Genomic DNA, 19,898 nt, shown 5'->3' on the forward strand with positions numbered 1-19,898 from the left:
GCGTACGCCTCACGGCTGCTGCTTCTTCCGGCGCATGCTGAGCAGGAAGCCGATGCCGGCGCCGACGAGCAGCCCGATGCCGATCAGCCACCCCAGGCTCAGCCCGCTGTCGTCGCTGTCGGTGCCGCTGGAGGGCTGCGGACCGGTCGGCGTCGGCGAGGGGAGGGCGGTGGCGACCGGGGAGGGCCCCATCGAGTTGAGCTGCTTGACGAGGTCGACGCCGCCGAAGCTGCGGGCGTCGGCGCCGGTGGCGTGCGCGGCGAGGATCAGCTGCCCGGTGGCGGCCGGGCCGCCCTGCTTCGCCCAGCCGGTGGCGTTCTTCTCCAGCCAGGCCACCGACGACTTGGCCTTGTCCGCGTGCCCGGAGGCGGCGAGCGCGACGACGGCGTCCGCGGTGTTGCCGTAGTCGGGCTGCGGGGCGGAGTCCTCGGCGCCCGGCATCGGGGGCTGCTCCAGATACGGCTGCTTCTTCAGCGTGTCCGCGAGGAAGAAAGCGCCGTTCTGGGCGGTCTGCTCCGGGCTGAGGTCGTCGCCCTTCGTGCAGGAGGGGTCCTTGACCGCGTTGGACGTGCCGGAGGCGATGCCCTTGCCCATCAGGCCGAGCACGGAGGCCGCGGTGGCGTCCATGTTGGCGGTCAGCTCGCCCTTCTTGCCCGGCTGGTAGGCGAACGCGCCGCCGTCCTTCTTCCCGCAGGCGATCGCCAGGGACTGGAGCGCGGTGTACGGGGTGCTGCCGTTCTCGGTGGTGAGCTCGTTGACCGGGACGCCGGTACGGGCGAGCGCGCCGATGACGATGGAGGTGGAGTTCGCGTCGGACGGGCTGCCCGGGTTGTAGCCCCAGCCGCCGTCCTCGTTCTGCACGGACTTCAGCCAGTCGGCCCCGTTGTTGGCGTCCTCGCGGCGCTGGTTGATCTCGACGAGGGCCTGGACGGCGATGGCGGTGGCGTTGGTGTCCATGACGGTCGAAGCGTCGCAGGGCTTGGAGGTGTCGGCCCGGTACGAGGGGAACGCCCCGCTGTCGCACTGCTGGCCCACCAGCCAGTCGACCGCCTGCGTCGACGGCGTGACGTACTCGATCTTCTGCGCGAGGAAGGCGAGCGACTGCCGCCACACTCCGTCGTAGGTGGGGTCCGTGGTGCCGTAGAGCCCGGCAGGCAGGTCCGCCGACGGAGAAGGGCTCGGTGCGGCGACCGCCATGGGGGCGGCGACGCCCAGGAGCACGGCGGTGGTCGCGAGCGCGGCTGCGCTGCGGCGTACGGTCATGGCTGGCTGGGCCTCTCCTGCGAGGGCCGGACTCCCCGGGCGCACGAGGGCACCGGGCTCCGGCCCCGTATGCCTCGACGGTGCCGGCCACCGGGGTTCCGGTGGCCCGAGCCGGTCACGCTCCGCGGAGGGCGGTCCGGCTGCCGTCGGACGGACGGGTCACGGCTGGGGCGCAGCGCCGGACGGTCTCCGGCGTCCCCCTGTACGGGCATGATGACGACCTGCTCACTCTACCGGTCCGTAGGGGAGGGGCCGGGGACGCGTGTGGCGATGTACGTCACCGGGGTCGTCCCTGGTGGGGGCGGGGACGGCGGTGTACATCACCGGGGTCGTCTGGCGGGGCCATGGGCGGCGATGTACGTCACTGGGGCCCGGCCCACGACGGCGGGACGCCACACCGGACGCCACACCGCGTCGTCACACGGCGATGTACGTCACCGGGGGCCCGCCCGGGACGGCCTCCGCGCGGCCGAGCTTCACGAGCCGCCGCAGATGGGACTCGGCCTCCGACACGGCGATGGACCGCGAACCGTGCGGGATCTGCTCCCAGGGCCGGTTCCACTCCATCCGCTCGGCGAGCTGCCACGGGGTGAGGGGCGTGGCGAGCAGGGCGAGGAGCCCGGTCAGCCGCTCCTCGTGGTGGTCCAGCAGCTCCCGCACCCGCCCGCCCGCGTCGGTGAAGGCGTGCTGGTGCGCGGGCAGCACCTCGGCCACCCCGAGCCGGCCGATCCGCTCCAGCGAGGCGAGGTAGTCGCCCAGCGGATCGGTGACGGCGGTGTCGTCCGGGTCCTCGTACAGCCCGATGTGCGGACTGATCCCCGGCAGCAGATGGTCGCCGGAGAACAACCGCCCGTTCCCGGCCAGCCCGGCAGGATGCCGCTCCTCCAGATGGAGGCAGACGTGACCCGGGGTGTGCCCGGGCGTCCAGACGGCACGGAGCCGCCGCCCGGCGAGATCGAGCAGCTCGCCGGGGACGATCTCTCTGTCCGGCAGGGCGGCACGCAGCCCGGGGAGGGTCCGCAGCCGCCCTCCGCTGCGGGCGGCGCGCAGCGGGGCGAGGTGGTCGTCCGGCGCGCCGACGGCGGCGAGCTTGCGGACGAGGTAGTCGAGCCAGGTGCCGGGCTCGGATCCCCGGGTCCGCCGGACGATCGCGGTGTCGGCCTCGTGCATCGCGATCCAGGCCCCGGACGCCTCGCGGACCTGGCCGGAGAGGCCGTGGTGGTCGGGGTGGTGGTGGGTGATGACGACGCCGTGGATATCGGTGACGGCGGTGCCGAGGGCGGAGAGCCCGGCGACGAGGGTGTCCCAGGAAGCGGGATCGTCCCATCCCGTGTCGATGAGGACGGGCCCGCGGTCGGTGTCGACGAGGTGGACGAGGGTGTGCCCGAGGGGGTTGTCCGGGATGGGCACCTTGATGCTGTGGACGCCCCCGCCGTGATCGGCCACCTGCGTCCCGGCCCCGTGAGTCACCTGCGCCATGGGCTCCCCTTCTCCGCTTCGGCTCCCACTTTAACGAGAACTCGTTCCAGTGGTAGCCCAGGTCTACCAAATCACTGGAGGGCGGGGGTCATTGACGCTGCGCCCCCCGTGGACTAGTGAAACAAGAACTGATATCAGTTCTGACGACCAGTCAGTTGAGGATGTGCCGGCGTACGGGTTCGCGGGTTCACGGGTTCAACGGGAGGCGACGGCCATGACGGAACGTACGGAGCTGGTGGAACACGGACGCCTGTTCATCGGCGGGGAGTTCACCGATCCGCTCTCCACCGAGGTCATCGAGGTGATCTCGCCGCACACCGAACAGGTCATCGGCCGCGTGCCGCACGCCTCCGAGGCGGATGTGGACCGGGCGGTCGCCGCGGCCCGCCGGGCCTTCGACGAGGGCCCGTGGCCCCGGATGCCGCTGGACGAGCGGATCGCGGTGATCACCCGGATCAAGGATGCCTTCGCCGTACGCCACGAGGAGTTCGCTCGTCTGATCAGCGCGCAGAACGGCACCCCGTACAGCGCGAGCGTCATGGTGCAGGCGCTGGCCGCGATGATGGTCTGGGACTCGGCGATCACGGTGGCGCGGACGTTCCCGTACGAGGAACGGCGCGACGGCGTCCTCGGCCCGCTGCTGGTCCGCCGCGAACCGGTGGGCGTGGTGGCGGCGGTCGTCCCGTGGAACGTCCCGCAGTTCACGGCGGCGGCGAAGCTGGCCCCGGCGCTGCTGGCGGGCTGCACGGCGATCCTGAAGGTCTCCCCGGAAACCCCCCTGGACGCCTATGTGCTGGCGGAGATAGTGGAGGAGGCGGGCCTACCCCCCGGAGTCCTCTCGATCCTCCCGGCCGACCGGGAGGTCAGCGAGTACCTGGTGGGCCACCGGGACGTGGACAAGGTCTCCTTCACGGGCTCGGTGGCGGCAGGCCGCCGCGTGATGGAGGTGGCCTCGCGCAACCTGACCCGAGTCACTTTGGAATTGGGCGGCAAATCGGCAGCAGTCATCCTCCCGGACGCGGACCTGGAGGCGGCGGTGGCGGGGATCGTCCCGTTCGCCTGGATGATCAACGGCCAGGCATGCGTGGCGCAGACGCGCATTCTGGCCCCACGCTCCCGTTACGACGAGATAGCGGAGGCATTCGCGGCGGCAGCAGGCGCACTCCGCGTAGGCGACCCCTTGGACCCCACCACCGAACTGGGCCCCTTGGTGGCCCAACGCCAGCAGCAACGCTCGCTGGACTACATCAGTTTGGGCCAGGAGGAGGGCGCGAAGATCCTGACAGGCGGAAGCCGCCCCGCCTCCCAGGAGCGAGGCTGGTACGTCGAACCCACCCTTTTCGGCTCGGTCGACAACTCGATGCGCATCGCCCGGGAGGAGATCTTCGGCCCGGTGATCTGCCTGATCCCGTACGGGGACGAGGCCGAGGCGGTCCGCATCGCCGACGACTCCCCGTACGGCCTGAGCGGCAGCGTCTGGACGGCGGACACGGAACGCGGCATCGACATAGCCCGCCGCATCCGCACGGGCACGTACAGCGTGAACACCTTCAGCCTCGACATGCTCGGCCCGTTCGGCGGCTACAAGAACTCGGGCCTGGGCCGCGAGTTCGGCCCCGAGGGCTACGGCGAGTTCTTCGAGCACAAGATGATCCACCTGCCCGCCGGCTACCGGGAGGCATGATGGGCGACCGCTGGCACGTGGAGGTCGACCGCTCGGTCTGCATAGGCTCCGGCATGTGCGTCAACCACGCGGGCGACGCCTTCCACCTGGACTCGGCCCGCCAGTCCCACCCGACAGCCGAGGACCGCGACGCAGGCGAACACGTCCTGGCGGCAGCGGAGGGCTGCCCGGTGGAGGCGATCACGCTGACGCTGGCGGGGTCGGGGGAGGTGGTTTTCCCGCCGGAGGAGTGAGGGGCCCCGGGGGCTGCCGGGCCGGCTCAGCCGAGCGAACGCACGATGATCCAGTATGCATACTCTTCCTCCGTCACCGCACACAGGTACGCCCCATCTGCGGACAACGCCACGAACTCGGGAGTCCCGGTCACCGCAGCAATGCGAGACGGCAGGTCAAGGGGCGCGATATCCCGCACGGGAACCCACCCGACGGCAGCGCCACCACCCCCTGGCGGCAGAATGAGAAACGTCCCGGCCCTTGGCCCGGCGAGCACGGGCCATGCCTTCTCGTGCCACTGACGATCGAGCTGCTTCAGGGCATCGGGTGTCGCTGCATCGATTGTCAGGGTCGGTTCCACGTCGATGCCGGCGACCATGCGAATAGCCTCGATCGCGGAAGGTGCGGCTGCAGGAACCTCGACATCAGCAAGCTCCAAACCAAAGGCACGCCAGTCCCATCGCGAGGGGCCTTGTCCGGCCCCGGCTACACGGATGACGTCACCAATCCGACGCGCGCTGCGGACAGGACGACAGAACGGGCACGAAAGAGGAGAGACGCCTCTTCCGACGTGATGGCGACCGACAGCTTCTCATCGGGGTCACGCCGGATGGACACCCTCTTGTGCGCCGGAGCCGCCCACCCCTGAACGGCGAGTTGTTCAACCCAGGAAAAGACGAGATAGAAGGTGAAGGAGTTGTACCTCTTCCCTTCCCACTCGGACTTGATGCGCACGGGGGTCTGTGCGGTCTTGAACCCCAGCGTGATGCTGTCTCTTCGCTCGTCCACCAGCACATGGAACAGGTCGCACTTGCTGAGATCCGGCTCTTCGTCGTACAAGCTCTGGATGGATTGCGGGTCGTCGAGAAGACGAGCCCAATCAGACGCGCTCATAGAAGGTGCTCTCGTGTGTTCCGGGGAGTGAGGTGAACATGCGCGTATCGAGGCGGCTCACGAAGGCATGAGGAACGTCGTCCGAGCCGGTTTCGGTCATGCGATAGGAACTGATGTGGCCGACGGTGAGGGAATCACTGGAGGTGAAGGAGAACCCGAATCCGACTTCGGCGATGCGAACGAGGACCCTTCGGTAGGGCAGCGCAGCAAGGCTGATGTCGACCGGGACGGCCGGAATCCATCCGCGCACGGTCAGATCTTCCACGGCCGTGAAGTGCACATGAAGCTGCAAAGTGTCGTGGCCACGCTCGGACCACTCGGGTGGTAGGCGGCCCGGACCCGGGTAGGCGGGAAGATCGATCCGCAGCGTCAGGGCGGGGCCCCGCCAGTCGAGATGGAAGGACCTTAGGCGCACCGACTTCAGCGGTGGAACATCGGAGTACAGGGTGCCGAGAGTGTCTGAGTTTCTTACCAGGTCGATCCAATGGGGGATCAATGCGAGGGTGTTCCTTTTCTCTGGCGTTGTGTCGCTCAGTCCCATTCATATCTGGAGAGCTCTACGAGAGGAGTGATGTTTCAGTCGCGGATACGTTCGGGAAAATCTGAAGTTCGAGCACACCCGTCGTATCTTGAGTTGCAAACTCTACGAAAAGTGTGGTGCTCCCATCGCTTTCCTGGATGCGAAGCAAAGTCGCTCCCTCCCGGAATATTTTCAGCTTCGGATCGCCGGACTTCGTACTCCAGTGAACGCTGACAGATCGCCCGACTGTGTTGTACGAGAAGGTCAGACCTTCACCGGTGACATCGAAAAACATCAGAGTCATTTGAGTTTCCCCGGTGATCTCCGGTTCCACCCCCAGGGCGTTGACGAGGTCTTGTGGATCTGGTGTTACGAATTGCTTCTGCACTGCATTCCTTGATCCGTTACTGCCGCGACAAGTGGACGACGTCCGCAAGTTACTCCCGTCCGCGCAACGCTCGCGCGATATTGATACCAATTTGGAGCGCACTCAGTCGGGGCGGATCTTTCGTGTCATCCAGCACCACCGTGTGCGGGTGGTCGCCGACCTGCGGCGGCTTCACGTCCTCGGTCCATCAGGACGGGTGCTTGACCTGGTTGATTTCGAGGACCTGCAGCAGGCTACGTTAATTCGAACCTGTACAGGTTTGCCAGTGTATTCAATTCGAGGCCTTCGTTTCTGCCTCCAGAAAGAAACTCCGAACATCCTCACGGGTGTTCGGTGAAATATCTTCGAGTAAGGAGATGACTTCCTTCAGGTTCGCGGCCCATTGTGGATTTGACTGCCAGATCGGTGATCGCCTCGTCAGTACTGCTGTCAAAAGGTCGTCGTCGTAGAAGCCTCCCAAGGGCTGGTCAGTTGCTGTCTCGCGAAGGATCTCCAGTGCGACAGGAAGCAACCATGGGATACCGACATCTTGGCCGATCAATCTGCTCATCTCCCACGCGGTGAGCAAGTTGATCGGACGTTTCCGCAGGTTGTGTACGGCCTTGACCAGGCCGGTCCCATCGGAAGGTGGATCGGGCCATTCGATGCCCTCCAGTTGCTCGATCGTTCTGCTTCGGTCTGTTTCGTTTTCCATTGTCTAATGGCCTTGAGAGTGCTACTGAGCAGAAGCTCATGGGGCCTCGTCGGGGTGGGCGGCGCTCCAGTCGCGGCCCTTCCGCGAGCGGCGGGCGGAGTTCCCGTCGACCACGAGATGGGTCTTGTGCTCGAAGTGTCCGGCGAGCCGGTCGAGGAAGCGGCCCATCACCTCGGCGGTGAAGCTCTCGGCGAAGATCATGGAGTGCTTCCGGCCCTTGGTTCTGCTCGCGGACATCGCGTTGGTGGAGAACCGGTTCCCGCTCCGCCGTACCACGGGGGTCTTCCCCATCTGGCCCCAGGTACGGCCGGTGACCTGGTCGGTGAAGAGGGCCTCGCCGCCTTCGGCCTTCGCCCTGACCTGGATCGCCGGCCAGGTCTCCTCGTGCCAGCGCCGGACCGCCTGCGGGTCCTGCTGGACGGCCCGCGTGTCCGAACGCTGGGAAGGCAGTCCCCACCGCTTGAGGTACTTGCCCACCCCGGGCTCGGTCAGTCGTGCCCGGCACAGCTTCGCGGTCAGGTCACCGATCAGCCGCCGCGCTTTTACGGCCTCGCCCCCGCCACCAACGCGGCCACTGCCCGCAGTCGCAGGCCTCCTACGCCCACGGGAGAACAGATGCCGCGCGTCCCCCATCAGTGACTCAGAACCCAAACCGTTTCGGATCAATATCTCACCGGGGCATGGTGACCTGCGGACAGTTTCGGGAGGCTGCTGCTGCGTCCAGGAAGTTCTGGAAAGTGGCACGCCGAACGTCTGAGTACGACGGCTGGCGATTGTGCGTGCGGTCCAGAAGCACACCCTGATATTCGGCGCTCCAGTTCGCGGCGAAATAGACCTTTCCCTCTGCGCATTGGAGGATGGCCTCGTCGGTACCGACGACTGATCCATTGGCTCCGGGGAGCTTCTTGAATTCTTTCTCCTCGCGCAGGGCGGCATCGAGGATGATGTTGTCGGTTGTGGCGGCGAAGGAGATTCGGGCGCCGTCCGTCCCGTCAAGGTCCACGTCACATGCCCATGTATGCGACGCCTCGTTCAACTGCTCATGCCCGGGCTCGGCGAGGCCTTGGGCCAAGGCCGCCTTCGGGAGAGAGAAGCCCTTCAAGCCGCAGAGGTTGTGAGGGGCAGCCGTACGCGGTGCATCGGGTGCGACAAAGGCGGCGGGCTCGGCGGGCTCGTCAGCAGAGCAGCCGGCCGCTTTGGCGACCTTTTGTGCGGTGTGTGTCAGCAGTCGGGCAAGGCTCCGCCGATGTGCCGAGCCTCCTTCCACGGAGGCTTCCACGATGGCTACCGTGTCCGGCCCGGGAGCGATGGTCCTGCTGCCCTGGATGTTGCCCACCTTGTCCCAACAGCTCCTGGGCAGAATGACGTAGCCGCTGGTATCGGATACGGCACCGCGAGCGAAGTAGGACCGTGCCGCGGGGTTCTTCCAGACGGCGGTCGTGAAAGGAAATGCCCCCTCTGCGGTCCCCGTCTTCATCTTCATGCGCAAGTTGTCCTGGCCGATGAAGCGACTGGTGCGCTCCACAACGCAGGTGAATTCCGAACGCCCGATGGCAGTTTGGGAGGAAACCTGTGACACGCGGCCGGGGACGTCGAGCGTCGCTTGTACATCGCCCGAGGAAAGAGTGCCTTCGCAGACGGCGTCGTCCCCCCAAGCGTTGGTGTTCCACCAGCAGTACAACGACGTCAGCGAGGCGACCAGAAGGAGAGCGATGGATGTGAAGAGCGTGGTCTTCTTATGCCGTATTCGGATTTTCATGGTGGTGCTTTCAGGTTCTCGTGGAGGATTCAGGTGTCCGCTCGCAACGCTTCGTGCGCAATCTTTCGGCCGTTCACGTAGCTTTGGCCGGCCTCGCCTGCTGCGGCTCCCGGTGCTCGTCGGGCTACCTGTTCCATCCGGCAGGCGGCGCGCCCGCTGTCGCCAAGTCGCTGACGAAGGCCCGCCAGGCGTCGTGGCCGAAGGTGATGGCGGGGCCGGCGGGGCGGGTGCTGTCGCGGACTGGGACCAGGTGGGGGAGGTTCGGGGCGATCTCCACGCACTCGCCCTGCCCGCCGCTGTAGCTGCTGGTGCGCCAGGCGGCCTCGGCGAGGTCAGGCGGGGTGAGGCGGTCCTCGGTCATGGTCTGTGCTCCTTGGCGATATGTCGGATCATGCTGAGCGATTCCGTCGGCGGCAACGCGGACATGCGGGCGTCGTCGAAGAGTTCACGGTACTGAGCCACGTCGGATTCCCGCTCGATCCAGATGTTGCCGGTCGGAGTTTCGGTCAGAACGAGATCGAGTGCCGAGACCCTGGGAAAGCTGAGCATCAAGTACGGACCGAACATACCCGGGTGTGCCCCGCGTGAGAACGGCAGTACCTGGACAGTGATGTTGGGGCGCTCGGCCAGGTCTGCCAAGTGCTGCAACTGGTCGTGCATCACCGTCGGCCCGCCGACCTGTTGGCGAAGCACCCCTTCCGCGAGGACGGCCCAGAATTCCATGGGCGCGTCCCCGGTCAGACGCTCCTGCCGTGCCATGCGTACCTGTACGAACTGGTCGATCTCCTCTGCGGTCCGCCACGCGCGGGAGGCAACCGTTACAGCCCTTCCGTAGGCAGGTGTCTGGAGTAGGCCCGGCACCAGTTGCACCTGGAAGGTCTTGATGCTGTCGCAGATCGTCTCCATCTCAATGTAGTCGCGGTACGTGTCACCCAGCACGTCTCCGAACTGGTGCCACCAGCCCTCGCGGCGACGCCTGTTAGCGCTGCGGGCCAGCGACGCCAGGCGGTCGCGGGCTTCCTGGTCCGTCACCCCGTACGCGTGTATGAGCGCGGTCAGGTCAGGCGTACGGACCGGCACGTGTCCGTTCTCGATGCGGCTGATCTTGCCCTTGGTGCAGTCGAGAACCTCTGCGGCATCAGCCGTGGAGAAGCTCGCGGCCTCGCGGAAGCGGCGTAGCTCGTCGCCGAGTTGGCGGCCGAGAACGGTGGATGGCTTTACGGATGGCATAGCTCACTCCCTATCAGTCCGAGGATCACTGCGGCCACGGTATGCCCGAACGAGTGAATTGAGCATCAGAAATCCATTCAACGTTGCGCCGATGTGAGTTGTGCGGGCAGGCTCTAAGGCGAGACACCTCAACGTCGCTCCTCCGAGCGGCACTTGCTGTCCCGTCGTCCATTCGCTGGGGAGTGTCATGGCAGAGCAGTCCGCATCTCACGAGGCCGGCTTTCGGCTGGTCCGTAGCCGCAGCAGCGTCCCGAGGGCCCGCGCCCTCCTCCGCGCCAAACTCGGGGAGTGGCGGGCCGGGCAGGAGGCGGTAGAGACGGCGGAGTTGGTGCTGTCCGAGCTGGTCACCAATGCCGTGCACGTGGTCGTCCCCGGGGACCGGATGGTCGGCGTGCGCATCGCGTGCCGGGAGCGGGGCGCCTGGCTCCGGCTGGAGGTGAGTGACGCCGGTGACGGCCGCCCCGAGGTGCGGTGGCCCGGTGAGCTGGACACGGGTGGGCGTGGGCTGCTGATCGTCGACGCGTTGGCCTTCTGCTGGGGGGTGAAGGAACGGCCGGCCGGGATCGGGAAGACGATTTGGGCGGAACTCGTGACCCCTGCTGCCGTTCCCGCGCCGACGGTTGTCGGCCCCTCGGTGATGTCATGAAGTCGTTCTGGCGTGTCCTCCGGCGGCGTTCGGCGCTGCCTGACAGGCCCCTGTTTCGCGGCACCCTGATTCAGCTTGTCGACCGGCAGGCGGTCGTGATCCGTGGGGCGGGTGCGCCTGCCGTACCCGTACGGGAGTCGACCGTGCGGCGCGACGGGCGTGGCTCACTGCGTGGGCAGGTCCGGATCGCTCCTCACTTCGACGGCCCCCACCCCCGTATCTCCGCAGCCTTCGGGATGGCGTGATGCGCCTTCTCCTCGACACCCCTGTGATTCTGTGGTGGCTCGACGACGCACCGGACCTGTCCGAGGAGGTCAAACGCCTCCTCGATTCCGCCGACGCCGTACACATCAGCGCCGTCTCTCCCTGGGAGATCACCTTCAAACAGCACCTCGGCCTGCTGGAGGGGCCGGGCGACCTAGCCGAGCGCGTACGTGACCTCGCCTTCCCGAGCCTCCCCGTCACTGCCGCCCACGGCGTACGGGCCGGGCGGCTGCCCATGGTCCACGAGGACCCCTTCGACCGGCTGCTCATCGCCCAGGCGCAGGCCCACCACCTCGTACTCGTCACCCGGAGCGACTGGATCCCGCAGTACGACGTGGCAGTTATGCGGGTCTGATCGCAGGGGGTCAGATCGCCGGCTCGCCCTCCGCCTTCGTACGAAGCACGCCCTCCGGTGCCCGTCGCAGTGCCCGGATCGCCGGGACGCTCAGCATCGCCGCCAGCAGCGCGCACGACATCACCGACGAGAAGATCAGCACCTCGTTCGCGCCGAACGCGTCCGCCGCCGGGCCCGCCAGCGCGCGGCCCAGGGGGATGACCATGATGGAGCCCGCGACGTCGTACGCCGAGACGCGGCTCAGGACTGTCAGTGGGATGTGCGACTGGACGCTCGTCGCCCACATCACGCCCCAGAACGCGAAGCCGTAACCCGCGATCACGTGGGCGATCGCCGTGGCCGCGAAGGACCATTCCAGGGCCGGGGCCAACGGGTTGAGCGCGAAGCAGAGCATCGCCAGGGCACCCGCCACCAGTGGGCGGCGCGGGCGGACCCGCATGCCGATCAGGCCGCCGATGATCGTGCCCGCGCCGTCCGCCGAGGCGATCCAGCCGTACCCGCTCGCCCCGTGCTGCTCGATCATCAGGGTCGCGCCCAGCGGCAGCGCCGGGCCGAACACGAACAGGCCGTACACGGACCAGACCGCGATCACGCCCCACAGCCACTGGCGGGACCGGAACTCCTGCCAGCCCGTCGCCAGCCTGCGCCACATCGGGGCGTCGCCCTCGTCGCGTTCCGTGTGCAGGGTGCGCAGGGGGAGCAGGACCAGGGCGCTCAGCGCGTAGGCCGCCGCGATGACCACGTACGAGCCCGACACCTGCCAGTACGCGACGAGGATGCCCGCCAGGCCCGGGCCCAGCAGGGTGCTCAGCGCCTCGGAGATCCGCAGCAGCGCGTTGGCCTTCTGGATGTCCTCCGCGACCCGGGGGACCATGCTCGCCATCCCGGGCTGGAACATCGCCGTCGCGGCCCCGCTCAGCGCCATCAGCCCCATGATCTGCCACAGCGGGACGCTGTCGGAGGAGAAGAGCAGAGTGGCCAGCGTGAGCATGGCCAGCATGCGTGCCACATCCGCGCAGATCATCATCAGCTGAGGGGTGAAGCGGTCGGCCAGCACCCCGCCGAACAGCACCAGCAGCACGATCGGGGTCATCCACGCCGCCAGCGCGTACCCGACGCCGCTCGCCCCGTGCCCCGCCCCCAGCACCGCCGTGGTCAGCGAGACCATCAGCATGCCGTCGGCCAGCAGCGACGCACTGCGGGCCGTGAAGAACAGCCGGAACCGGGGCGACCGCCAAGGGCTCGGCAGCGTGTCCGACTGCTGCGGGAGGGTCGTGTCGTCAACGCTCATGTCACACCTGCCGGCTTCTGCCGGTCCCTTCCTCGGTGATCTCCAGCCGACGCCATGCGTCGCTCCGGTCCGGCTCGGTGGGTGGGTTCTCCACGAGTACGTAGCGGTGGGGTGCCAGGACTCCCGAACCGGCGGCCGGGATGAGGGCGGTCAGTGCCCTGTGGGCCTCGGCGGGTGTCAACGGGGTTTCGCCGCGGGCGATGTACGCCGTCAGGTGCGGGTCCGTGCCGGCCGCGCCTGCCGCGGTGCCGTCCGCCGTCCCGTACGGTCCCGGCTCCTCCGCCACCCACACCGGCAGCCCGCCCACCGCCCGGCCAAGGGTCTCGCGCACGGCGTCCGGCGAGACCCAGCAGCCGTCCACCCGGAGCCAGTCGGGCCCGCGTTCGGCGGGACGTACCCCCGTCAGCTCGGCCAGCGCCTCCATCGGTACGTTCCCGGCGGCCGCCGCCTCCAGGAGCAGGACCAGCCCGGAGAGGAACCCCTCCGCCTCCTCCGGAGTGAAGACCGACGGGGCGGCCCACAGGGAGATGTGGAGCTGGGGCGCCGTCCGGTATGTGAAGGCCAGCAGCCGGGTCGGCAGCGTCTGGGGCGGGCCCCAGGTCAGTTCGTGCTCGGCGTTGTCGCGGTCCTGCGTGTCCGTGCCCAGGAGCGGGGCGGGCAGGGCGCTCACGTCGTTGAAGACCACGTCCCGGCCGAAGTGGCTGCCGCGCTCGGCGGTGACCCGGGCGATCATCTCCCACAGCCGTACGGAGTCGAACTGGCTGTGTCGGTAGGCGTTGAGCACCGCGCCCCACGTCCGGGCGACCAGCGCGTCGAACGTCTCCACCCGGACGTCCAGGTGGAGCAGCGCGTCCTGGGACGTGGTGGTCACCGAACGGGCCACCCGGGCGTGGAACCGGTTGGCGCTCGGGACGGCGGTGACGCAGCTGTCCTGGCCTGCCCGGTGGGCCACCAGCGCGCACCACGCGGCCATCAGCACGGTGGCCTCGGGGTGCCCGGTGCGGAGGGCCGCTCCGGCGAGCGCCCGGCCGCCCCGGCGGGAGCGGAGCGTCAGCTGCCGGGCCTCCTCGTCGGTCCCCGGCCTCCGGCCGCGCGGCTCCGCGAACATCTCCTGCGGGCCGGTGCGCAGGATCCGCTCCCAGTACCGCAGGGAAGCCTCCGACTTCCGCAGCCCGGCCGGGGACGCCTCCACGGCGGCCAGGTCGACCGGGGGCAGAGACGTGACCTCCGGCAGCTCCTTGTCCGCCAGCAGCTCGGCGAACTCCTCGCGCAGGATGGCCATCGCGCTGCCGTCCGCCACCGCGTGGCTGAACGCCAGTGCCACGTAGGCCGGTTGTCCGGCCACGGTGAGCAGGGTGATCCGCAGCGGGAACTCCCGCTCCAGGGCGAAGCGCCCGGCCCGGGACGCCCGCGCCACCGACTCCGCGTACTCCGCCGGGTCGCCGGGGAGCTCGGCGTGGTCGAGGACCGTCACCGTGAACGTGCCCTCCGCCGCCACGACTTGCTCGACCGGTGCGGCCCCCGGCGGCGGGTGCGGGAAGGTCGTGCGCAGCCCCTCGTGCCGTACGGCCAGGGCGCGCAGGGCGTCGGTGACGGCCGCCACGGTGGTGCCCTCGGGGACGGGCCACACATCGTGGATGTTGATGTGGGTGGGGTCGTCCCGCAGGATGCAGCGGATCATGTTGGCCTGGCCCATGGTGAGGGGGCCCCGGCGCTCGTCACCGCCCGCGTAGGCGACGGTGACCGTGGTCGTGGTGAGGGGCGGGGGGTTCTGGTGCATGGTGTCCTTGCCGGCGGCGGGGGTCATCGGGTCACGGCCGGAACCGCTTCGGCGCTCGCCCGGGTCAGGGCCTCCCAGTGGTCCATCAGGAGCGCGAAGTCGGCCATGTCGTCGCGGGCTTCGTCCAGGAGGCGGGGGCGGCGGTCGGCGAGCGTGTCGGCCACCCTCGTGTAGCGGCCGCCGAGCCGCCGGTAGGCCTCGTCGATGACATCGAGTCGGCGGACGGCTTCCGTACGGTCGAGATCGACGCTGTCCCGGACGAAACCAGCGACGACGGACGCCTTGATATGGCCCTCGGTGTCGAGCAGCGCGTCACCGGCCGCTGTCGTCCTCGCGTACACAGTGTTCAGATACGCCGTCGCGAGAAGGAACTTCGCGAAGCGCACCTGGTACGAGAGGAAGCCCGCGTCCGTACGCCGCTCCTCCGTATGGAAGTTCACGATGTGCCGGTTGTGCCGGAGGCCGGGCAGCTGGGCATTGTGGGCGAGGTGGAGCAGGAAGTAGTCGGTGCCGATGGTGTCGGGTGCGGGCGGCAGCGGGACCCTGCTGTACAGCTCGTGGGCGAAGCCGATGTTGCACATGTCGACCTGTGTCGGGCTGATGGGGGCGAGCGCGGTCCGGTCGCCGTCGAACGTTCCGGTCCCCGCGCCCCGGAACGCCGCGTCGATCAGGTGCTTGCGCCAGATCTCCGGGTAGCCCCCGGGCAGTGACAGGCCGACCAGTGCGCCGTACGTCTCCGGGTCGAGGTCGCGGATCTCCGCCACGTCCACCGACATCTCGCCCACGAAGGAGCCGCCCGCCACCGCCACCCGTCGGCTGCCCGAGCCCGGTGGCAGCTTGCTCCTCGTCGCCGACTCCCTTACGTCGGCCGCCCGTTGGCCCAGGTAGGTCAGCTCCTGGTGGAGGGGGAAGACCGGTTCGCCGTCGACGTACTGGTAGCGGCTGTCGGAGTCCCGGCGGTGGACGGACGTGCAGCCGAGGGCCTGGGCGATGAGGAACGCCCGGTTGGTGCAGGCTCCGTAGGAGACCCGGGACGGCAGCATCAGCTCCAGCAGCCGGTCCGCCGAAGCTGAAGCCGAGGCTCCGCCGGACCTGTCCAGCACCTCGCGCAGGAAAGTCCGCTGCTCGTCCTCGTCGAAGTGGTGAACGGTCACCCCCGGCGACGCGGGCAGCACGGCCACCGCTTTCCGGTGCTCGGCGAGCACCTGCCCGGGGGAGGAGTCCAGGATCAGGAGATGCACCGGTATGCCGAACTCCCTTGCCCCGTACGCCGCTTCCTCGGCGATCGCCTCGATCGTTCCGGTGCACGCCCGGTGCGTGGGCAGGGTCAGGCAGACGCGGCGCACGAAGGCTCCCCGCTCCGCGCGGCGGGTGTTGCCGTACCCTCGGCGTCCTCGACCGGGTCCTGCCAGGAGGCCAGTCCCAGCAGCCGGCTGCCCAGCGGGTTCAGCTCGGCCGTCGGGTAGCGCTTGGACTCGTGCAGCACCGGGTCGCCGACCAGGGTGCGGTTCCAGCGCGGGGTGCGCAGATGACGCCAGGACTCCACCCGGGACTTCCGCAGCCGCTCGTGCTCCTCCAAGGCGGGCATCATCGACAGGTACTGCACGGCCCGCACCCCGTTCTCGGAGAGGTTGCGTGCCACCCCGTGGGCCAGCAGGCCGTTCCAGATGAGCAGGTCACCGGGGTGCAGATCCGGCCGTACGACGGGGAGTTCGTCCCGGTCGATCGCCGGGCGCAACGGGTCCCGGTCCGCGGGCTGGGCGACCTTCCAGGCGTCGAACTGCCGGAACAGCTCCGGGCAGCACTGGAAGCCGCCCGTCTCCGGCCGGGTGTCGTTGAGCGCGATGATGCCCTGCACCCGCTGCGGCGGCACGGCGAGCGTGGTGTCGATGTCCCAGTGCAACTCGATGTCGAAGCCCCGGTCCGTCGGCTCGATCAGCGCACGGTCGCGGTTGCCCCGGTTGGGCGGGTTGAGGTTGAGCCGGTCCAGGGTGACCCACAGCTCCTCGCAGTCCCACACGTCGACGAAGGCGTCGTACACCCGCCGCGACTGCCGGTTGTCCCAGAGGAGTTGGTGGTGGTACGCCTCCACGAAGCCGTAGATGTGGAGTTGCTGGTCGAGCTCGGAGCGCAGCGGCCGGTCCTCGTACCAGCTCTCCGGACGCTCCGGGTCCAGGCCCTGGAACTCCCAGGTGAAGTCCAGCAGTCGGCGGGCCGTCGCCGCCGGTATCGCTTCCCGGACGATGACGTAGCCGTACGTCTGCCAGTGGGCGAAGTCCTCCTCGGACAGCACCCGCAGTGGACGCGACTTGTCCAGCTCCCGCAGGGCCGTCTGGGCGAGGTAGGCCTCGCCGTCCGCGCTGAAGTACGGGATGTCCGACGCCGCCCGGTGCAGGCGGGGCCGACGGCGAGGGGCGGGGGTCGTCATGAGGTTCATGGCAGGTTCTTCTCCTCGGCCGGCCGCGCGGCGACCCCGGGGGAGCGGGGTCGCCGCGGTCGGCGGGACGGATGGCAGTGCCGTGGTGCGAGGAGCCGTGACCACGTCGATCAGCAGGATTGGTCCAGACCGCCCGAGCTGTCAAGTGCCCGGTACATATGGGGATATGGCGTGCCGTCCCGTGCTCGGTGGCCATGGAAGCGATACCTGGCGTTCGGTATTTTTGGTCTAGACAACAAGCGAGCGACGGGCCTAGTGTCCAAGGGCGTGGTCGGGTTCGTGACGACCTGTCAACCCGCTTTTCAGAAAGACGCGGTCCCATGAACACACCCAGCATCACCGCCCTGCCGGACATCGAGCTGAAGAGCCCCGGCGCCGGGCTGATCACGCTGGACCCGGTCCGCACCGCCCTGCTGCGAGGCCTGGACGACCTGCTGACCGGTCTGGCCGCGCGGCTCTCCGCGCCCGAGGTGGTGGGGCCCCCGCTGCTCTCCGTCGACGGCCTTGCGCGGCTGGACTTCTTCCGCAACTTCCCCCATCTCGGCGTATCCGCGGGCCGGTTCGGCCCGGATGTGCTCGACGGGCTGGCCTCCGGCGGATCGCCCCAGGACCTCCCGCTCCAGCCGACCGGCCATGTGCTGCCGTCCGCCACCTGCTACGGACTGCTGCTCTCTCTGGAGGGCGAGGACGTCGGCGAGGACGGGCTGCGGCTCTCGGCGGTCGGCCGCTGCTTCCGCAACGAGACCCACTACGACGGCCTGCGCCGCCTGTGGGGGTTCCACATGCGCGAGGTGATCTACCTCGGGACCAAGGACGGGGCCACCGAACACCAGGCGCGCGGCGGGGAGTTCGTCCAGGAGGTGGCCGGACGGCTCGGCCTGACCCTGACCCGGGCGGCGGCCGACGACCCGTTCTACGACAACGGGGGGTCGCGGGCCCGGCTGATGGCGCTGGACCCGGTCAAGTACGAGTACAGCGCCCCCGACGGCACGGCCATCGCCTCCGTCAACCGGCACCGCAACTTCTTCGGCGAGCGGCTCTCCATCCGCGCCGGCTCCCACGGGCCCGCGTACAGCTCCTGCGTTGCCTTCGGCGTCGAGCGCTGGGTGCACGCGATGATCCTCGCCCACGGCACGGCCGAGCAGGCGCTGGAGCGGCTCCGGGCCGCCGCCACCGGTTCCTGACCTCCACCCCGTCCACCGTCCACCGTCCGCCGGTCGCCGGAACGGCTCAGTCACCAGAACAGCAAGAGGAGCGATCTCCCCCATGGACCAGGTCTCAGCGTGGCTCCACGAGAAGAACCCCGGTCTCGACGGCCCGATCGGCGTGGACGAGGACCTCATCGAAGCCCGCCTCATCGACTCGATGGACTTCCTGGAGTTCATCGACCTCCTGGAAGAGATCTCGGGCAGCAGCATCGACCTTCAGGAGGTCACCATCGACGACTTCCGCACCCTCGCTCGCGTCAAGGAGCGCTTCCTCGACCCCGCCGGCCACGCGGAGGCCCCGGCCGGCCGCGCCGAGGTCTCCGCCGGTTGAGCGCAGGCCCCGGCCGAGTGAGAACAGCATCCGTCGCGCTCGTCGCCACCACCGCCGAGGTGCTGTCCCACCCCGAGCTGGACGAGGGCCTGCTCGCCCCGTGGGAGCGGCAGCGGCTCGCGGGTGTCCGGGTGCCCGCCCGGCGCGACGACGTGGTGGCGGCCCGGCTGCTGCTGCGGCTCTGCGCCTCCCGGGTCACCGGGCTGTCGCCCCGGGACATCGTGCCCGCCCAGCGCTGCCCGGGATGCGGGCGGGACGGGCACGGCCGGCCGTATCTCCCGGACCACCCCGGCCTTGGCGTCAGCTACAGCCACGCCGACGGACTCGCCGCGGCGGTGGTCGGGCCGGGCCCGGCCGGTATCGATGTGGAGCCCCTGACGCGTCGGCCGGGGCCCGTCTCCGTACTGCGGCGGCTGCTGCCGCACGACGAGGTGGACGCCGCCTGCGCCGAGCCCGATCCCGGTCCGGCGCTGCTGCGGCTGTGGGTCCGGCGGGAGGCGCTGTTCAAGGCGGGGACGGAGGGCGTCCGGCTGACGCAGTGGACGGACCGGGGGCGTGCGGCCGTCGTCGCGCTCGCCGGAGCGGACGGCGCCCACAGGGCACTCAGCCCCGCCCCGGCTCCGTCTCCCGCCCCGGCTCCGCCGTCAGGTCGATGAGGCGGCAGACCGTCTCGATGTCGATCTTCACCTGGGCGATCGACGCCCGGCCCGACAGCCACGTGATCAGCGCCGAGTGCCAGGTGTGCTCGATGACCCGGACCGCCGAGAGCTGCTCCGGGGTCGGGTGCTCCAAGCCCATCGCGTCCAGGATGATCGCCGTCGTCAGACGGGAGACCGTGTCCACCTCGGGGCTCACACTGCGGTCCGCGAAGGTGAGGGCGCGGACCATGGCGTCCGCCAGGTGCGGTTCGCGTTGCAGGGCGCGGAAGGCGCGCATCAGCGTCTCGGCCACCCGCTGGGCCGCGTCCTCGCCGGCCGGCGGGCGTTTGCGGAGCGTGGTGTGCAGGTGCTGGAGCTGGTCCTGCATGGTCGCGACCAGCAGATGGATCTTGGAGGGGAAGTAGCGGTAGAGCGTGCCCAGGGCGACCCCGGCGGCCTCGGCCACCTCCCGCATCTGCACCGCCTCGAACCCGCCCCGGCTGGCCAGCTGGGCGCTGGCGTGCAGGATGCGGCGGCGACGGGCCTCCTGGCGCTCGGTCAGCGCAGGCGCTGCCGGTCTGGCGTCCGCGGTCATGCTGTCCCCGTTCCACGATCCACGATCCATGGCTTGATCCACCCGAACGGGCGAAGCGGGCCGTCCGGGCGCGCACAGCATGCCAGGGCGTCCGTCGTGGCGCGAATCACCTGATCCGGCCGTTCCGCCGACGCTACCTGCCGGTAGATTCGATGCACGTCGAGCGATCAAGTATGAAACTTGTTCTAGCAAGTCTGAAACTTGTTCTAGATTAGCGCGACCGGTTACG

The 19,898-nt window shown here is 69.0% G+C and carries 22 protein-coding genes and 1 pseudogene; 7 read left to right on the forward strand and 16 right to left on the reverse strand.

Features of this window, described 5'->3' with window-relative positions:
- Positions 1-9: 9 nt before the first annotated feature.
- Both A3Q37_RS21945 and A3Q37_RS21950 read right to left on the reverse strand, forming a co-directional pair.
- Complete coding sequence (locus A3Q37_RS21945) at positions 10-1,263, reverse strand: prenyltransferase/squalene oxidase repeat-containing protein (protein ID WP_065487290.1); 1,254 nt, start codon at positions 1,261-1,263, stop codon at positions 10-12.
- A gap of 417 nt (positions 1,264-1,680) precedes the next feature.
- A complete protein-coding gene (locus A3Q37_RS21950) occupies positions 1,681-2,742 on the reverse strand; it encodes an MBL fold metallo-hydrolase (protein WP_065487291.1) in 1,062 nt (353 codons plus the stop codon).
- A 214-nt stretch (positions 2,743-2,956) separates the two neighbouring features.
- On the opposite strand from A3Q37_RS21950, the gene A3Q37_RS21955 reads away from it, so the two are divergent.
- Together A3Q37_RS21955 and A3Q37_RS21960 are read left to right on the forward strand one after the other, a co-directional pair.
- A complete protein-coding gene (locus A3Q37_RS21955) occupies positions 2,957-4,426 on the forward strand; it encodes an aldehyde dehydrogenase (protein ID WP_065487294.1) in 1,470 nt (489 codons plus the stop codon).
- Positions 4,426-4,659: a ferredoxin gene (locus tag A3Q37_RS21960; RefSeq protein WP_075266679.1), complete on the forward strand. Its 234-nt coding sequence runs from the start codon at positions 4,426-4,428 to the stop codon at positions 4,657-4,659. The genes A3Q37_RS21955 and A3Q37_RS21960 overlap by 1 nt, the downstream gene beginning before the upstream one ends.
- Before the next feature lie 26 nt (positions 4,660-4,685).
- Here the strand turns inward: A3Q37_RS21960 and A3Q37_RS21965 are convergent, their stop codons facing one another.
- From A3Q37_RS21965 to A3Q37_RS21995, 9 genes and pseudogenes are all read right to left on the reverse strand, one after another.
- Positions 4,686-5,018, reverse strand: coding sequence for a hypothetical protein (locus tag A3Q37_RS21965; protein WP_065487298.1), 333 nt, complete (start codon positions 5,016-5,018; stop codon positions 4,686-4,688).
- A gap of 107 nt (positions 5,019-5,125) precedes the next feature.
- The gene (locus tag A3Q37_RS21970; RefSeq protein WP_065487300.1) at positions 5,126-5,533 is read right to left on the reverse strand and encodes an Imm50 family immunity protein; all 408 of its coding nucleotides are present in this window, start codon (positions 5,531-5,533) and stop codon (positions 5,126-5,128) included.
- Positions 5,520-6,074, reverse strand: coding sequence for an Imm50 family immunity protein (locus A3Q37_RS21975; protein WP_079137918.1), 555 nt, complete (start codon positions 6,072-6,074; stop codon positions 5,520-5,522). The genes A3Q37_RS21970 and A3Q37_RS21975 overlap by 14 nt, the downstream gene beginning before the upstream one ends.
- A gap of 16 nt (positions 6,075-6,090) precedes the next feature.
- Entirely contained in the window at positions 6,091-6,441 is a 351-nt protein-coding gene (locus tag A3Q37_RS36835) for a hypothetical protein (RefSeq protein WP_141693587.1), read from the reverse strand.
- Between the two features lie 271 nt (positions 6,442-6,712).
- Entirely contained in the window at positions 6,713-7,135 is a 423-nt protein-coding gene (locus tag A3Q37_RS36840; RefSeq protein ID WP_141693588.1) for a contact-dependent growth inhibition system immunity protein, read from the reverse strand.
- 48 nt (positions 7,136-7,183) lie between these two features.
- Positions 7,184-7,663: pseudogene (locus A3Q37_RS21980) on the reverse strand (transposase); the annotation flags it as partial.
- Positions 7,664-7,805: 142 nt separating this feature from the next.
- Positions 7,806-8,894, reverse strand: coding sequence for a hypothetical protein (locus A3Q37_RS21985; protein WP_065487303.1), 1,089 nt, complete (start codon positions 8,892-8,894; stop codon positions 7,806-7,808).
- Between the two features lie 124 nt (positions 8,895-9,018).
- Positions 9,019-9,255 (reverse strand): DUF397 domain-containing protein, encoded by a 237-nt coding sequence (locus A3Q37_RS21990; RefSeq protein WP_065487305.1) that lies wholly within the window; start codon positions 9,253-9,255, stop codon positions 9,019-9,021.
- Positions 9,252-10,124, reverse strand: a complete 873-nt coding sequence (locus A3Q37_RS21995) for a helix-turn-helix transcriptional regulator (protein ID WP_065487308.1) — start codon at positions 10,122-10,124, stop codon at positions 9,252-9,254. The genes A3Q37_RS21990 and A3Q37_RS21995 overlap by 4 nt, the downstream gene beginning before the upstream one ends.
- 187 nt (positions 10,125-10,311) lie before the next feature.
- Here A3Q37_RS21995 and A3Q37_RS22000 point away from each other — a divergent pair, with 187 nt between their 5' ends.
- On the forward strand, positions 10,312-10,770 hold the full coding sequence (locus A3Q37_RS22000; RefSeq protein WP_065487310.1) for an ATP-binding protein: 459 nt from the start codon (positions 10,312-10,314) through the stop codon (positions 10,768-10,770).
- 244 nt (positions 10,771-11,014) lie between these two features.
- Positions 11,015-11,389: a type II toxin-antitoxin system VapC family toxin gene (locus A3Q37_RS22005; protein ID WP_065487312.1), complete on the forward strand. Its 375-nt coding sequence runs from the start codon at positions 11,015-11,017 to the stop codon at positions 11,387-11,389.
- 10 nt (positions 11,390-11,399) lie between these two features.
- Here the strand turns inward: A3Q37_RS22005 and A3Q37_RS22010 are convergent, their stop codons facing one another.
- From A3Q37_RS22010 to A3Q37_RS22025, 4 genes are read right to left on the reverse strand one after another with little or no spacing between them, the layout of a single operon-like run.
- Positions 11,400-12,680, reverse strand: coding sequence for an MFS transporter (locus A3Q37_RS22010; RefSeq protein ID WP_065487314.1), 1,281 nt, complete (start codon positions 12,678-12,680; stop codon positions 11,400-11,402).
- A gap of 1 nt (position 12,681) precedes the next feature.
- Positions 12,682-14,487 (reverse strand): condensation domain-containing protein, encoded by a 1,806-nt coding sequence (locus A3Q37_RS22015; protein WP_065487317.1) that lies wholly within the window; start codon positions 14,485-14,487, stop codon positions 12,682-12,684.
- Positions 14,484-15,806, reverse strand: a complete 1,323-nt coding sequence (locus A3Q37_RS22020) for a DUF6271 family protein (RefSeq protein WP_065487319.1) — start codon at positions 15,804-15,806, stop codon at positions 14,484-14,486. The genes A3Q37_RS22015 and A3Q37_RS22020 overlap by 4 nt, the downstream gene beginning before the upstream one ends.
- Positions 15,788-16,888: a phytanoyl-CoA dioxygenase family protein gene (locus A3Q37_RS22025; RefSeq protein ID WP_176711481.1), complete on the reverse strand. Its 1,101-nt coding sequence runs from the start codon at positions 16,886-16,888 to the stop codon at positions 15,788-15,790. The genes A3Q37_RS22020 and A3Q37_RS22025 overlap by 19 nt, the downstream gene beginning before the upstream one ends.
- A gap of 329 nt (positions 16,889-17,217) precedes the next feature.
- Here A3Q37_RS22025 and A3Q37_RS22030 point away from each other — a divergent pair, with 329 nt between their 5' ends.
- The 3 genes from A3Q37_RS22030 (at position 17,218) to A3Q37_RS22040 (ending at position 19,092) form a co-directional block, all read left to right on the forward strand.
- Positions 17,218-18,081: a hypothetical protein gene (locus A3Q37_RS22030; RefSeq protein ID WP_065487323.1), complete on the forward strand. Its 864-nt coding sequence runs from the start codon at positions 17,218-17,220 to the stop codon at positions 18,079-18,081.
- 82 nt (positions 18,082-18,163) lie between these two features.
- Positions 18,164-18,436 (forward strand): acetyl xylan esterase, encoded by a 273-nt coding sequence (locus A3Q37_RS22035; protein WP_065487329.1) that lies wholly within the window; start codon positions 18,164-18,166, stop codon positions 18,434-18,436.
- Positions 18,437-18,453: 17 nt separating this feature from the next.
- Positions 18,454-19,092 carry a 4'-phosphopantetheinyl transferase superfamily protein gene (locus tag A3Q37_RS22040; RefSeq protein ID WP_255311896.1) on the forward strand — a complete coding sequence of 213 codons (639 nt, stop codon included), beginning with the start codon at positions 18,454-18,456 and terminating at the stop codon, positions 19,090-19,092.
- Here A3Q37_RS22040 and A3Q37_RS22045 read toward each other — a convergent pair.
- Positions 19,040-19,669 (reverse strand): TetR family transcriptional regulator, encoded by a 630-nt coding sequence (locus tag A3Q37_RS22045; protein WP_065487334.1) that lies wholly within the window; start codon positions 19,667-19,669, stop codon positions 19,040-19,042. The two genes, A3Q37_RS22040 and A3Q37_RS22045, sit on opposite strands and share 53 nt — an antisense overlap.
- Positions 19,670-19,898 lie beyond the last annotated feature (229 nt).

It is taken from the genome of Streptomyces sp. PTY087I2, from assembly GCF_001687325.1.
Classification (GTDB): domain Bacteria; phylum Actinomycetota; class Actinomycetes; order Streptomycetales; family Streptomycetaceae; genus Streptomyces.

Bases quoted from the DNA above. Each gene is read 5' to 3' on its own strand.
- A3Q37_RS22030 (WP_065487323.1), top strand. From the start codon at position 17,218: ATGAACACACCCAGCATCACCGCCCTGCCGGACATCGAGCTGAAGAGC.
- A3Q37_RS22000 (WP_065487310.1), top strand. From the start codon at position 10,312: ATGGCAGAGCAGTCCGCATCTCACGAGGCCGGCTTTCGGCTGGTCCGT.
- A3Q37_RS36840 (WP_141693588.1), bottom strand. From the start codon at position 7,135: ATGGAAAACGAAACAGACCGAAGCAGAACGATCGAGCAACTGGAGGGC.
- A3Q37_RS22045 (WP_065487334.1), bottom strand. From the start codon at position 19,669: ATGACCGCGGACGCCAGACCGGCAGCGCCTGCGCTGACCGAGCGCCAG.
- A3Q37_RS22035 (WP_065487329.1), top strand. From the start codon at position 18,164: ATGGACCAGGTCTCAGCGTGGCTCCACGAGAAGAACCCCGGTCTCGAC.
- A3Q37_RS21955 (WP_065487294.1), top strand. From the start codon at position 2,957: ATGACGGAACGTACGGAGCTGGTGGAACACGGACGCCTGTTCATCGGC.
- A3Q37_RS21975 (WP_079137918.1), bottom strand. From the start codon at position 6,074: ATGGGACTGAGCGACACAACGCCAGAGAAAAGGAACACCCTCGCATTG.
- A3Q37_RS21985 (WP_065487303.1), bottom strand. From the start codon at position 8,894: ATGAAAATCCGAATACGGCATAAGAAGACCACGCTCTTCACATCCATC.
- A3Q37_RS21945 (WP_065487290.1), bottom strand. From the start codon at position 1,263: ATGACCGTACGCCGCAGCGCAGCCGCGCTCGCGACCACCGCCGTGCTC.
- A3Q37_RS21950 (WP_065487291.1), bottom strand. From the start codon at position 2,742: ATGGCGCAGGTGACTCACGGGGCCGGGACGCAGGTGGCCGATCACGGC.
- A3Q37_RS22025 (WP_176711481.1), bottom strand. From the start codon at position 16,888: ATGACGACCCCCGCCCCTCGCCGTCGGCCCCGCCTGCACCGGGCGGCG.
- A3Q37_RS21970 (WP_065487300.1), bottom strand. From the start codon at position 5,533: ATGAGCGCGTCTGATTGGGCTCGTCTTCTCGACGACCCGCAATCCATC.
- A3Q37_RS21965 (WP_065487298.1), bottom strand. From the start codon at position 5,018: ATGGTCGCCGGCATCGACGTGGAACCGACCCTGACAATCGATGCAGCG.
- A3Q37_RS22015 (WP_065487317.1), bottom strand. From the start codon at position 14,487: ATGACCCCCGCCGCCGGCAAGGACACCATGCACCAGAACCCCCCGCCC.
- A3Q37_RS21960 (WP_075266679.1), top strand. From the start codon at position 4,426: ATGGGCGACCGCTGGCACGTGGAGGTCGACCGCTCGGTCTGCATAGGC.
- A3Q37_RS22010 (WP_065487314.1), bottom strand. From the start codon at position 12,680: ATGAGCGTTGACGACACGACCCTCCCGCAGCAGTCGGACACGCTGCCG.
- A3Q37_RS22005 (WP_065487312.1), top strand. From the start codon at position 11,015: ATGCGCCTTCTCCTCGACACCCCTGTGATTCTGTGGTGGCTCGACGAC.
- A3Q37_RS21995 (WP_065487308.1), bottom strand. From the start codon at position 10,124: ATGCCATCCGTAAAGCCATCCACCGTTCTCGGCCGCCAACTCGGCGAC.
- A3Q37_RS21990 (WP_065487305.1), bottom strand. From the start codon at position 9,255: ATGACCGAGGACCGCCTCACCCCGCCTGACCTCGCCGAGGCCGCCTGG.